Annotated in this window: 13 protein-coding genes; 4 read left to right on the top strand and 9 right to left on the bottom strand. The window is 32.7% G+C overall.

The genetic code is table 11. From position 1 onward, the window contains the following. Positions 1 to 11: 11 nt before the first annotated feature. From ACJDUG_RS01785 to ACJDUG_RS01770, 4 genes are all read right to left on the bottom strand, one after another. Complete coding sequence (locus ACJDUG_RS01785; protein WP_406768159.1) at positions 12 to 911, bottom strand: EamA family transporter; 900 nt, start codon at positions 909 to 911, stop codon at positions 12 to 14. Between the two features lie 18 nt (positions 912 to 929). Next, positions 930 to 1,943 (bottom strand): aldo/keto reductase, encoded by a 1,014-nt coding sequence (locus ACJDUG_RS01780; protein WP_406768158.1) that lies wholly within the window; start codon positions 1,941 to 1,943, stop codon positions 930 to 932. Between the two features lie 52 nt (positions 1,944 to 1,995). After that, entirely contained in the window at positions 1,996 to 2,961 is a 966-nt protein-coding gene (locus ACJDUG_RS01775; protein ID WP_406768157.1) for a tRNA dihydrouridine synthase, read from the bottom strand. 239 nt (positions 2,962 to 3,200) lie between these two features. Further along, a complete protein-coding gene (locus ACJDUG_RS01770) occupies positions 3,201 to 3,572 on the bottom strand; it encodes a nuclear transport factor 2 family protein (RefSeq protein WP_406768156.1) in 372 nt (123 codons plus the stop codon). Positions 3,573 to 3,788: 216 nt separating this feature from the next. Between ACJDUG_RS01770 and ACJDUG_RS01765 the strand changes: the two genes are divergently transcribed. Continuing rightward, complete coding sequence (locus ACJDUG_RS01765; protein WP_406768155.1) at positions 3,789 to 4,292, top strand: GNAT family N-acetyltransferase; 504 nt, start codon at positions 3,789 to 3,791, stop codon at positions 4,290 to 4,292. Positions 4,293 to 4,394: 102 nt separating this feature from the next. Here ACJDUG_RS01765 and ACJDUG_RS01760 read toward each other — a convergent pair whose 3' ends face one another. The 5 genes from ACJDUG_RS01760 to ACJDUG_RS01740 all read right to left on the bottom strand — a co-directional run bounded on the left by ACJDUG_RS01760 (position 4,395) and on the right by ACJDUG_RS01740 (position 8,547). Continuing rightward, entirely contained in the window at positions 4,395 to 5,015 is a 621-nt protein-coding gene (locus ACJDUG_RS01760; protein ID WP_406768154.1) for a hypothetical protein, read from the bottom strand. A gap of 272 nt (positions 5,016 to 5,287) precedes the next feature. Continuing rightward, a complete protein-coding gene (locus tag ACJDUG_RS01755) occupies positions 5,288 to 5,857 on the bottom strand; it encodes a zinc dependent phospholipase C family protein (RefSeq protein WP_406768153.1) in 570 nt (189 codons plus the stop codon). A gap of 80 nt (positions 5,858 to 5,937) precedes the next feature. Beyond that, a complete protein-coding gene (locus tag ACJDUG_RS01750; RefSeq protein ID WP_406768152.1) occupies positions 5,938 to 6,729 on the bottom strand; it encodes an ABC transporter permease in 792 nt (263 codons plus the stop codon). Further along, positions 6,719 to 7,516, bottom strand: coding sequence for an ABC transporter permease (locus tag ACJDUG_RS01745; protein ID WP_406768151.1), 798 nt, complete (start codon positions 7,514 to 7,516; stop codon positions 6,719 to 6,721). Before ACJDUG_RS01745 ends, ACJDUG_RS01750 begins: the two co-directional genes overlap by 11 nt. A gap of 11 nt (positions 7,517 to 7,527) precedes the next feature. Continuing rightward, complete coding sequence (locus tag ACJDUG_RS01740) at positions 7,528 to 8,547, bottom strand: ABC transporter ATP-binding protein (RefSeq protein ID WP_406768150.1); 1,020 nt, start codon at positions 8,545 to 8,547, stop codon at positions 7,528 to 7,530. Between the two features lie 370 nt (positions 8,548 to 8,917). Between ACJDUG_RS01740 and ACJDUG_RS01735 the strand changes: the two genes are divergently transcribed. From ACJDUG_RS01735 to ACJDUG_RS01725, 3 genes are all read left to right on the top strand, one after another. Continuing rightward, entirely contained in the window at positions 8,918 to 10,330 is a 1,413-nt protein-coding gene (locus ACJDUG_RS01735) for a LysM peptidoglycan-binding domain-containing protein (protein WP_406768149.1), read from the top strand. A 300-nt stretch (positions 10,331 to 10,630) separates the two neighbouring features. Beyond that, positions 10,631 to 11,830, top strand: coding sequence for an MFS transporter (locus tag ACJDUG_RS01730; RefSeq protein ID WP_406768148.1), 1,200 nt, complete (start codon positions 10,631 to 10,633; stop codon positions 11,828 to 11,830). Between the two features lie 194 nt (positions 11,831 to 12,024). Next, positions 12,025 to 12,762, top strand: coding sequence for an MBL fold metallo-hydrolase (locus ACJDUG_RS01725; RefSeq protein ID WP_406768147.1), 738 nt, complete (start codon positions 12,025 to 12,027; stop codon positions 12,760 to 12,762). The last annotated feature ends 55 nt before the right edge of the window (positions 12,763 to 12,817 follow it).

Raw genomic sequence — 12,817 nt, 5'->3', positions numbered from 1 at the left:
TGACAAATATACTATTGTATTTTAGATTTTGAGGTTTGTACCAAAATTACACCACCTAAAATTACAACAGTTGACATTACTACCCAAACTGACAAAGGCTCACTAAGAACAATGCCTCCCAGGAAAACTGCAACAAGAGGATTTACATAAGCATAAGTACCTGCCTTTGCTGCAGGCCATTTATGAAGTATATAAACATAGCAGCTGTAGCCTAAAATAGAACCAAATATAATCAAATAAACTATAGCGCCAATACCTTTTGAGGTAACATGAAGTTTTGAAAACTCCCCTGAGAAAGCACCTACAATAATCAAGCCTATTCCGCCTGCAAGCATTTGTATTGCGATATTTGGAATTATCGATGCAGATGGCTTAAAACTTTTTGAATATACAGAGCCCACCGCCCATGAAAAGGAACCTATAAGTAAAAGTACTATGCCAAAAATACTTCCTGAGGAACCACTTGAATTTGGAAAAGCTAAAATTGCTACCCCCCCAAATCCCAATAAAAGCCCAATCCATCCTTTTAAATTAAGCCTTGGTCTTCCAGGTAAAAAAAGTTCTATTAGAGCCATAAAAAGAGGTACAGTTGCAACTAAAAGTGACGCTATCCCTGAATTTACATTTTTCTCTGCCAAAACAACACAACCATTTCCACCTAATAATAGAAAAAGACCAACTACAGAAATCTTCATAGTCTCTGAAAAATCCTTAGGAAGCTTCATTCCTTTAGAAACTGAAAATAAAAACATTATAAGACCAGCAGTTAAAAACCTAGATCCAGCAAAAAGAGCTGGCGGGAACTCACTTACCCCTATTCTTATTGCCAAATATGTTGAACCCCAAAGTATACAAACTGCCAAATATGCTAGATAGGTATTCCTTTCTTCCCCTTTAAATATTGAATTCATGTAATTCCTCCTTTTATATCATATATTTAAGAATGTTTTGTAGTCCTCATAGTTTCTCTTTAAAAGATTTGGCGTGTCAAGCCCATAAGGGCAATGAGCCTTACAATTGCCGCACTCTATACAATCCTCAATTTTTTTCATCTTAGCTTGCCCTTCTTCTGAAAGATGTCCTTCAGTTGGAGAACGACGAAGGAGCAGTGACATTCTTGCACAATTATTAATTTCTATACCTACAGGACAAGGCATACAGTATCCACAACCACGGCAGAATTCACCTACAAGCTCTTTTCTTTCATTCTCAATAAATTCTTTAATCTCAGCCGTTATCACAGGTGGATTTTCAATATAAGAAATAAACTCATCAAGCTCCTTTTCTCGCTGTACTCCCCAAATAGGTAAGGTGTTATCAAACTGAGAAAGATATGCATAAGCAGCATCGCTTCTTGTTATAAGCCCACCTGACAAAGCTTTCATGCATATATAACCCACATTTTTCTCTTTACATAAATTTACTAAATCTTCGTCTTTTTTATCAGCTAGATAGCTAAAAGGGAACTGTAAAGTGTCATACAGCCCTGATTCAACTGCTTCTAAAGCCACTGAAAGTCTATGATTTGTAATACCTATAAAACGAATTTTCCCTTGTTCTTTAGCCTCTAACATGGCTTCATAGAGTCCTGTCCCATCATTTGGCTTAGGGCAAAAACTTGGATTATGAAACTGATAAATATCGATATAATCTGTTTTAAGTAAAGTAAGACTTGTTTCTAAATCACTCCAAAATCCTTCCACAGTAATGGATGGTGTTTTAGTTGCTATAATTATTTTATCCCTGACTTCACTTAAGGCAAGTCCTACTTTAAACTCACTATCAGTATAACTTCTTGCAGTATCAAAAAAATTAATTCCACTTTCATAGGCTTTTCTTAGAAGCCTTACAGCTTCCTCGTTAGAAACACGTTGAACTGGAAGAGCACCAAAGCCATTTTTGTTTACTTTTATTCCCGTTCTCCCTAATGTAACATTAACCATATTGCTATCACCTTTCTTATATTTTAGTAATCATTTTAATTATAGCTTATATTTATTCTTGATTACTAAATAATCCAGCTCCTTTAGTAATTTTCTGCTCAGTAAATAAACTTAAGACAGCTTCATTATAATCCTTTAGATTTTGTGCTTTCTTTATTTTCTTTGCATATTTTTTATTATCTGAAAATATATAAATCAGATATGCCCAGAGTTCTTTCATTCTAAATATTGCATTTTTCTCTTCATTAAATAATTCTATATATGCATTAAAAATCTCGTCAAGAAAATCTTTTAATACCTTTTTATCTACAAAGATATTATTCTTAATCTCATTTATTAACCCTGGATTAGCTAGTATTCCTCTTCCCAGCATTATAGTATTTACTTCTGGAAATGCTTTCATTAATTTCTCATTATCATCAGCAGTGAAAATATCCCCATTATAACATACTGGATTATTACTCGAAGCTAATGCATCTTTAAATACCTGAAAATTAGGTTTATTTCCGTAAAAATCTTTTTGAATTCTCGGATGTATAATTAATTCTTCTAAAGGATATTTATTGTAAATTTTTATTAGCTCATAAAATTCTTCTGGACTATCTTTACCTATTCTAGTTTTTATAGAAATTTTCATATCATCTATTTTAAATATATCATTTAAAAATATATCAAGTTCCTCTCTTTTAGCCAGAAATCCTGAACCTCTATTTTTTGAAACTACCGTTCCAGCAGGGCATCCCAAATTTAAATTGACCTCATTATAACCTAATTCCTTTAATTTTCTAGAAGTATTAATAAAGCCTTCTGAATCATTAGTAAGTATTTGAGGTACTAAATTCATCACTTTATTATTTTCAGGCAAGACATCTCTAAAATCTTTTCCTTTAAAACTTGTACCTTTATTTGTAACAATAAAAGGTGTAAAGTATTTATCAATATTATGAAAAAATTTTTCATAACAATTCCTATATATATAACCCGTAATACCTTCCATTGGTGCTAAATAGTATTTCATTTAATGGCTCCTTTTTAAAAATTCTAAAAATATTATATCAGCCTTCTCCTTTCTTATCTATATATTGTTAATGGTATTTTCTCTTTTCAACCACTTAACAAGAAAAAAACTCCTCATTTCTGGGGAGAATTTTATATTGCATAATAGAGCTTATTAAGCTAACACCTTACATTTTTACGTTTAAAGCTTAGTATCCCTTTTGGGATTGCATTTTGCACTATACTTTTTTGAAATAATTATTAAAACATACCATTTTCATTAGGGGAATTTTCAGGTACCTCTTGGGATATATCCCACATTTCAACAATCTTTTCTCCCTCAAAACGATACATATGTACCACAGCCACCTCTTTATCCTCTGTGATTTGAACATAAGAAAGAATTGTAACATATGGTGGCTCTGCAATTGCCAACTTTATAGTTAACTTCTTATTTGGAAATACTGTATTACTATGGAGCATTCCTTCTAAAAGTGATTCTCTATCACCGCTATAAAATCCATTATGGTGTTTAAAATTAGGTAATGTATATAACTCATAAACCTCACGAACTTTGTCATTTACAACTCCTTGAAGAAAAGCCTTAGCTATATCCTTTTGTTTATTTTTCATAGTTTCCTCCTTTTACCTAGTAAATTGCTTTAATTATAAATTTACTCCATATATAACACAATACTTAAATTAGTTTTACGGAATAAATATCTTTGTTTTTCTACCTATGATACAATAAAATTATATGTTAGTTCTAGCAGAAGGCCCACAATTATAAATTTGAATAAGCAAATATCATTTTCACCATTAAGAAACAAATAATATCGAGGTGTTATTTTGAGCTATTATTTTCGTAGAATAAAGTCCGAAGACATTGAAAGTATATGGTCATTAATTGAATTATTGAAAGCAGAAGGATCTGAAGTGTCATTTACTGAGCTTGCAGTTAAAGAAGAGATAATGAATTTTATAGACAATCCAGCACAGCTTTCCTATGTTGCTGTACCTAAGAAAGAACCCTCTCACGTTTTATGCCTTGTTAGAGGCAGGCGTGATATGGCAAATAAAAAATCCCATGCTGCATTTTTAACAGCAGCCACTCATCCCGAAGCACGTGGTTCTGGCCTTGCGGCAGAACTTACTAACTTTGCTTTAGATCAGATGAAGGCAGACGGTGTTAACATAGCTCGGATCTATGTGTATAGCGACAATCAAGCTTCTTTAAATGCTGTAAAAAAGCTAGGCTTTGTACATGCGGGAACCGTATTAAGGCATCACGTGAGCCAAGTTACCGGTAAATACGTTGATGATTTGATTTTCCACAAAATACTTGAGACCTAACTATCGAAAAAATAAAAATGCTGCCTGCTGGTTTTTAAATATCTGCAGGCAGTATTTTTATTCTCTTTATATGGTTATGTTATTAAATACAGGATCTCCGTTCTACTTACTAAATTCATATCTTCTCTTCATTTCATAAAGTCCAACTAAAGGGCCTTCGAAATAGGTTTCATTCACATAATTTCTTTTAAAAATATTAAAGTAATTATATAAGGTTTCAATATGTTCCTCACTGCCTATCTTTCCAAGTATATAGCAAAAAACGGCCTGTGTATATGGATATTTAATAGCAGGCAATATTTCACAAACTTCCTTTGAATAATTATTTTCAGACTTTATAAATATCCTGGCAGCAGCTTCAACAAAGCTTTCATTTGCACTTTTCTTTATATTCTCAAGTAATCTAGGAATTATTACTTTTTCATGTTTCATTAACTTAATAGTTATAATATTAACTGTGCTGGGGTTAAGCCCTTTTCTTAACAAATTGTAGAGCTTATCTATGTCTTCTTCCTCTTCAGCAACTTTATTTTCAGCTTTTATTTCAAGTTTCTTTTCTTTAGGCAGATTTCTGTATATCTCTTCATCCATTCCATCAACTGTTGTAGTGATATCTATAATGCTATAGGCAGAAACCTGACTTGGAATATTATTTTTAAAAAATTCATCATTAAGATTCTCATTAATAAACTCTTGTACTTTTGATGAAACTATTTTACTCATTTTTGTACCATCCTTTGTTTAATTTGTTTCAATAATATTTGTATTGTTTACCTTTTATTAATTATCTTAACATAGCTTAAAAGATTTATAAATATTAAGGATATTGATAAAAATAAGCCTGAAAACTTAATAGTTGAGGCGAAAATACTAATAAAATAATTTTACTTTTTAATTATTATGCTTACGGAGCTGTTGTCACTAGTCTGGTTAGCAATTTGAATACTTAAGCCTAAGTGCGGTATATCCCTTTCCAATGTTAACTTCATTATATATTACCCCTGGTCATTTGACTTAATAGCATTATATCCTAACCATTTACGAGTAATCATTTCGCAAATTGTAACTGCTGCAATCACAGAAAAATTTATATCTGTATCAATGCCCTTAGACTCATTAATATACTTCTTTCTTAATTTTAAAACCATTAACTCCACACTATCTTCCGTCTTGCACTTAAAACGTAAATTTAAGCCTCCTTTTAGTTGCTTTTTTAAAAGATTAGCATGAAGTGCTCCTTCATAGGCAACATGGGTTACTAGATTTTCTTTCTGATATTCATGAGTATGATATAGACAAAAATAATCACAGATAAAGTGGCATATTATACCCAGTCCCAGTGAAAATTCCTTATTATTAACCTTACTATTAATTAGTTCATTAGCATTGCAATTAATTGTATCCAAGCTATCTTCTATATTGTGTTCACAATCAACATAAGTTCTGTCTAAATCAGGCAGAATATTTCCATAGGAAAATGAAGGCCAGTCTAGTTTAAAATTTAATTTATTATAAAGATACTTATAAACTATATTTGCTATTGTTATATGAGTTCCTGCTACCATAATTTCACTCCTTTCTTATACATAATATTCTTAAGAGAATGAATTTATGGTTGGCTAACACAAAACCCTGAGTGTTTTTATTACAGCTTGTTAATTATCAAATTACCTGACTCATATTTCTTAAGTCCCCTATAGAACATTGTGTAGGCTATAATTATCCAAAACAGAGCAACTCCTAAAACTTCTAAAAGCATTATTAGATTAAATTGATCTATCACTTTAGCTGGCATATACACCATAAAAGCAGCTGGAATTATTGTGTAAAGTATATATTTAAGTCCTCCTTTAAAAATGCCCTCGGGATATATACTGAAGCTTATTAAAAACTCTGTAGTTAGCTGTGCTAATCCTTCTACGCTGCCTGCATAAAAGCTTAAGGCATGGAAGGTTACTAATACCGAAGCAAATATTATGCTGGCTGTTGCACTGAATAATAAGAATAATAAAAATCCCTTAAGAATAAAGCCCTTAATCAAAATAAACAATATTACTCCATACAAGGTATCACCCCATGCTGACACAACAGTTTTAGAACAAATTATATTAATTAAAGGATCCTTTGGTTGTAGAAGATAAGTATCTAACTCTCCGTTTAATATCATTCTAGTAATCTGACTTAGATTACCAAAAACTACAAAGCATAACCCATACCCAGTAGAGGATAAAGCCCACAGCATCATTACATCCTTGAAGCCATAACCTCCTATATTATTCACATTGTTAAACAGTATCCACCAAAAGAAAATAAATGAAGCATTATTAAGCACCATTCCAAAGCTCTGAATGAGAAAGCTTACCCTGTATTCCATAACTGAGGATATGTTGAATTTAAAATAATAAAACATTAGTTTAAGGCTCTTTTTAACCTCCATTAACATTTAGATTTCTTGCCCCCTTTCTATACAAGGTCATTGCTAATACAAAGAATATCACAAGATATATTAACTGTATTGAAAATTGTCTATAAAAGTTTATAAAGGAAAAGTCCACTGCAAGCTTTCCAGGTACATAAGTGACATATGCAAATGGCATATACTTTGATATGTTTTGCAGCCAATTAGGAAAAAGGTCTATAGGCACAAGCATTCCTCCTAGTGTAAAAACTAACTTTGAATAAATCCAGAAAAAAGCACTATTTTCTTCAACCCAGAAGGAGGTAAGTGCTAAGATTATATAAATAAAAAAGTGTATAGTGCATCCAACTATTATTGACAGCAATATAAATGGGAGATACGTAAAGTTAAAGTTCTCTAGCGGTCCAACATAAATTAATCCTATTATAAGGCCTGCCATGCTATTGGTTATAAGCTTTATGCCTATCTCTCCTATAAAGTATGAGAAGCAGTACAAAATATAGTTATAGGGCTTATTAAGCAGATAAGCAATATTTCCTGTCTTAACATCTTCATTTACTTGAGTGTGAATATCTGTTCTAGAAAGGGTGACAAGCTCAGTAACTACCAAATACCAGATCATTTTATTTAAAGTTAATCCGCCTAGACTACCTCCCTTTTGACCATAGATATTTTCCCAAAGCATTAGGTATATAAGCATGATAAATATGAAAAATAAATTCTTGCTTAAAAAATTCCAAAAGTACACAAGGCTGTTTGACATGGTTATCTTGGAAACTTCCATATACTTACGAATTGCCTTCATGCTTATCCCTCCTAATATTCCTTATACTGTTCATGACAATTATTTACTGTCATGTCTCTATTCTGCTTATAAATGTATGATATAATTTCCTCTAAAGGCGGTTCAGATATGGTTATGTCATTAACCTTTCCACACTTTATAAGCTCAGTGAGCACCTCTTCTATGTCCTGCTTTGAGGTATCTACTTGAACCTTTAGTGCATCTCCCTTATTTTTGATAACATTTATATCTAAGTTATCTACATTTACAGCTTGGTTATATTTAATATGAATTTCCTTTTTATTTAGATAATCATACTTAAGACTTTTTATACTTTCATTAAGCACCACCTCACCATGATTGATAATTATTGCTCTTTTGCAAAGCTGCTCTATATCACCTGCATCATGCGAGGTTAGGAAAATTGTCGTCTTCTCTTCTTTATTTAACTGCAGAATAAGCTCTCTTATCTTCTGCTTAACAACAACATCCAAGCCTATGGTAGGTTCATCTAAAAATATAATTTCTGGTTCATGGAGAATTGATGCTGCTATCTCACAACGAATTCTCTGCCCTAAAGATAGCTTTCTAACAGGTACGTCCATTAAATCTCCTATTTCGAAAATTTCCTTAAGTAATTCTACTCTCTTCTTAAGCTTGGCCTTATCCATCTCATAGATATTACCTAGTAAATTAAAACTATCTAGCGGTGGAAGATGAAACCAAAGCTGAGACTTTTGACCGAATACTGTACCTATTTTAAAGGATAATTGTTTTCTCTCTGTTGATGGATTCATTCCTAATACCTGTATGCTGCCAGCGGATGGATGTAGTATCCCTGTAAGCATCTTTATAGTAGTAGATTTTCCCGCTCCATTTGGGCCAATAAATGCTAATATCTCTCCCCTCTCTATCTGAAATGAAATGCTATTTACCGCTTCAATTACTCTATAGGAAGGTGAAAACACTGACTTCATGCTTCCAGCCAAGCCTTGCTCCTTAGTTTTTACCTTAAAGGTTTTACACAGGTTATCAACCTTAATAATACTCATTTTAATCCTCCTCTTTCCTTGATAAAAAAATTAAGCCCAAAGGACATGTCTCCCTATTCGAGACTCGTCCTTTAGGCTTTTTTCCTAAAAGTGTAGATAAACTCCTGTATCGCTCGGACCAGACATCTTTTGATCGGAACCCTAGATACACTCTCACTGTTTATGATATTATATCATCTTTGTATTTTTTTGCAAGTAATAGTGAATTATTTCCTCTAGAGAACCACCAAAATGATTAGGGATGTTTAAATTTCACTTAAAAACACATGATGATAAGATGTTAAACTAGATTAACCAGCAATAAGCACCTGCACCTATTTGTAAAATTCACATAAACTATAAATAAAAGACAATAATCTGGAGGAATTAAATGCTAATCCATGTAGTTAAATCAGGGGATACACTTTGGCAAATCTCAAATTATTATAATGTCCCAATTGCTAAAATAATTATGGTTAATGGACTTCAATATCCTAATGATCTGCTCATTGGTCAAGCCATAATTATTCCAACTGAGGATGCCATTCATATTGTTAGAAGCGGAGACACCTTATGGAATATTGCGCAGCTTTATGGAGTATCTATGCAATCCATAGTACAGGTAAATAACATTAGTAGTATTGATAATATTTATCCAGGGCTCCAGTTAATTATTCCAGCTATTAGATATACATTAAAACCAGGCGAAACCTTATGGCAGGTAGCGCAGCGCTATGGAGTTTCCATTAACAGATTAATAGAAGTAAATAATATTGTAAATCCAAATCTCGTTTACACAGGCACAATTCTAGTAATTCCAAGAATAAGGCCTTCAACTTATGTAAATGGGTATATTTACGATTTTACTGAAAGTTCAGTTCAAACAGTTAGAGAAGCTGCTCCATTTTTAACTTATTTGGCTCCTTTTGCCTATAGAATTAAAGAAGACGGTACTTTAGAAACTATTGATGATTCCTCATTAATAAATGCTGCTTATGCAGGAAGCATAGTGCCCATGATGTCAATAACTAATTTTACTTCCACGGAGCTTGGCCATAATCTTGCACATGTGGTTCTATCAAATAAAGATATCAGTCAAAAACTTATTACTAATATTATTAATATTATGAAGGAAAAAGGATACCAAGGGGTAAATATTGATTTTGAGAACGTGCTTCCTGAGGATAGGGAAAATTATAATCAATTTTTAGAAAGTGTAGTTCAAAGGCTTCATAGAGAGAATTTCTTCGTGTCCACTGCTCTAGCACCAAAAACAGGGGAAAGCCAGCAGGGTTTATTGTACGAAGCTCACGATTATGCTGCACATGGAAGAATTGTAGATTTTGTTATATTAATGACCTACGAGTGGGGTTACCGCCTAGGGCCGCCGCAGGCAATTTCTCCATTAGACAAAATAAAACAAGTCCTTGATTACGCTGTTTCTGTTATACATCGTGATAAAATTTTCTTTGGCTTTCAATTATATGCTAGAGACTGGCTTCTTCCCCATGTCCAAGGTATGGAAGCAGAAACCTTTAGTATGCAGGAAGCTATTTCAAGGGCAGTGAAATATGGAGCAACTATTAATTTTGATCCAGTAAGTCAAACACCATTTTTTAACTATGTTGATAATCAGGGACGGTCTCACGTTGTGTGGTTTGAAGATGCCAGAAGTGCTCAGGCTAAATTTGATGCGGTAAAGGACTATAATTTAAGAGGAATCAGTTACTGGGCCTTAGGTTATCCTTTCCCACAAAATTGGACTTTGCTTAAGGATAATTTTAATATAATAAAGCTTATTTAAAGCCAGGTGCTTTCACCCACGTCATAATTTTAATAAAGCTCTATTTACAAACAATATAATATATGGTAAAATGCAACAAAGTGAGTGTACTTAACTTATAGCAGTACAGGGACCCTTTCCTACACGTAGAGTTTTACCCTGCGGAGTCACTAATTAGTAAGCATTACGTAAACTTATCTTATGCCTGTGAAAATTTCGAATCTTCACCGATTTTTCACAGGCATAAGTCAATAGTTGGCGCTGCTTATCTAAAATGTGACTTTGCGGGGTTTTTATTTTTATCTAAAAGGGGGCGAAACTATGCGTATTGAAAAAAATGTGAGGCTTTATTACTTATATTCAACCTTTGCAGAGCTTTTAATTTTAGGACCAATTTTAGTATTATTTCTTACGGCAAAAGGGCTAAGCTTTACTGAAATAATGCTGCTTCAATCAATATCTTCCATATCAGTGTTTTTCTTTGAAGTTCCAACTGGGGCAGTTGCTGATAAGTTAGGAAGAAAATACAGTATCCTTATTGGCGCATCACTATGGGCTCTAGGACTTCTATTTTACATAGTTGGGAAAAGCTTCTTTGTATTTGCATTATCAGAAATCACTTTCAGTCTAGGATCGGCTTTTAAGTCCGGTGCGGATACGGCACTAATTTATGATTCTTTAAAGATGCTTAAAAGAGAAAAGGAATTTCAGATTATTGAAGGAAAGGCACGTTCCTATTCTTTATATGCTCAGGCGATAGGATCTGTATTATCAAGTTTCTTGTATGAGAAAAATGTAAATCTTCCTTTAATTGTTTCAATAATATTTATGCTTGTAACTATAGCCATCGTTCTAACATTTAAGGAACCAGAAGTTGAAGGAAAGGAAGGCAGATTTGGCATTAACTATTTTAAGCATATAAAAGAAAGCGGAAAATATATTTTAAATCATGACAAGCTTAAAGCAATTGTATTTTTCTCTATGATATTTTTTATATTTTATAGAACTGGATTTTGGTACTTTCAGCCTTATATGGAGGGGGTTAATATACCAGTAAAATATTTTGGAGTAATTTTTTTCATATTTAATATTACAGCTGCTTTTATTTCAAAGAGAAGTTCATACATTATGGAAAAAACTAAGCCTAAGACCTTAACTTTTATGTCAGCTCTTATGATAGTATCCTTTTTAATATTAGGAACGGTTAGAGCTTGGCCAGGAGTTTTTGCAATTCTGCTTCAGCAGGCCGCAAGGGGCATATATGGACCTGTAACTACAAAATATTTAAACAAGCATATTCCTTCAGATAAGCGTTCTACTATTCTTTCCTTCCAAAGTCTCTGTACGAATTTAGCAGTTGCTATAGCTTTCCCATTCATGGGTATCTTAAAGGATCACAGTGACATATTCACCACACATTTAATTTTATCTGCGGCAATGATAATATTGACTTTTATAAGTATAAAGTATATGGATGGAAAGTTAGGAGCTCGAAGAGTAGCTAATAAAGAAGCTTTATAATACGGTATGGCATAAGTATAGCACGGGGACATTTCTACTGCCACATTGATATAACTTAGCAAATTATTGCAAAAATGTATATTGACAAAATATAATTTTTGTGTTATGATACAAGTTTATACACTTGATAAAATTGTATGAACTGATATAATATTTTATACTAAAACCATTATTAATTTTGGAGGTATAAAATAATGAAAATTGTTGATGGAATAGAAATGTTAGAGGTTTCAGTAAATTTAATGGGAACGCCAGAAAAGATTTACCCAACACTTATAAAGGATAAGGATAATATGATTCTGGTTGATACTGGCTATCCTAATCAGCAGAGGCAAGTCCAAGAGTCCTTTAGTACTGCAAACCTATCTTTTTCAAAGCTTAATAAAATAATTCTCACTCATCAAGATATAGATCATGTTGGCGGTCTTCCTAGCATTCTTAAGGAATCAACACAAAAGATTGAAATTCTTACAAATGAGTTAGAGAAGGAATATATTGAAGGTGAAAAATACCCAGTAAAGCTGGCAGCACTTGAAGCTAGACTTGAATACCTTCCTGAGCAGATGAAAAAAGTATATGAAGCTTTAAAAGGTTTCTATAGTAATTTGCATGTAAAAATAGGCAGAACGTTGTCTGATGGAGATGTGCTTCCTTACTTAGGTGGAATCACTATTATTTTTACACCAGGCCATACCCCAGGCCATATTTGCCTTTATCACAAACAAAGTAAAACCTTGATAGCTGGTGATGCATTAGCTGTTGAAAACGGAACACTTGTTATGACATCTTCAAGTATTAATTTAAATAATTCTTTATATATAGATTCCTTAAGAAAACTATCAAATTATGATATAGAAGCTGTGATATGCTATCATGGCGGCTTATATAAAGGCAGTGCAGCACAGCGTATTTTAGAATTAATTAATAATTAAGAGCCACAAAAAAACTCTAAGGTTTAAGTGGCTCCTTCAATGTAGTATGTGGACG

Origin of the sequence: Candidatus Clostridium stratigraminis, from assembly GCF_045310675.1 — a bacterium.
GTDB classification, from domain to species: domain Bacteria; phylum Bacillota; class Clostridia; order Clostridiales; family Clostridiaceae; genus Clostridium_AT; species Clostridium_AT stratigraminis.
Note: the sequence above shows the minus strand (reverse complement) of the source record. Positions and strands in the feature narration are given on the sequence as shown.

Bases quoted from the DNA above. Each gene is read 5' to 3' on its own strand.
- ACJDUG_RS01785 (WP_406768159.1), bottom strand. From the start codon at position 911: ATGAATTCAATATTTAAAGGGGAAGAAAGGAATACCTATCTAGCATAT.
- ACJDUG_RS01780 (WP_406768158.1), bottom strand. From the start codon at position 1,943: ATGGTTAATGTTACATTAGGGAGAACGGGAATAAAAGTAAACAAAAAT.
- ACJDUG_RS01775 (WP_406768157.1), bottom strand. From the start codon at position 2,961: ATGAAATACTATTTAGCACCAATGGAAGGTATTACGGGTTATATATAT.
- ACJDUG_RS01770 (WP_406768156.1), bottom strand. From the start codon at position 3,572: ATGAAAAATAAACAAAAGGATATAGCTAAGGCTTTTCTTCAAGGAGTT.
- ACJDUG_RS01760 (WP_406768154.1), bottom strand. From the start codon at position 5,015: ATGAGTAAAATAGTTTCATCAAAAGTACAAGAGTTTATTAATGAGAAT.
- ACJDUG_RS01755 (WP_406768153.1), bottom strand. From the start codon at position 5,857: ATGGTAGCAGGAACTCATATAACAATAGCAAATATAGTTTATAAGTAT.
- ACJDUG_RS01750 (WP_406768152.1), bottom strand. From the start codon at position 6,729: ATGGAGGTTAAAAAGAGCCTTAAACTAATGTTTTATTATTTTAAATTC.
- ACJDUG_RS01745 (WP_406768151.1), bottom strand. From the start codon at position 7,516: ATGAAGGCAATTCGTAAGTATATGGAAGTTTCCAAGATAACCATGTCA.
- ACJDUG_RS01740 (WP_406768150.1), bottom strand. From the start codon at position 8,547: ATGAGTATTATTAAGGTTGATAACCTGTGTAAAACCTTTAAGGTAAAA.
- ACJDUG_RS01735 (WP_406768149.1), top strand. From the start codon at position 8,918: ATGCTAATCCATGTAGTTAAATCAGGGGATACACTTTGGCAAATCTCA.
- ACJDUG_RS01730 (WP_406768148.1), top strand. From the start codon at position 10,631: ATGCGTATTGAAAAAAATGTGAGGCTTTATTACTTATATTCAACCTTT.
- ACJDUG_RS01725 (WP_406768147.1), top strand. From the start codon at position 12,025: ATGAAAATTGTTGATGGAATAGAAATGTTAGAGGTTTCAGTAAATTTA.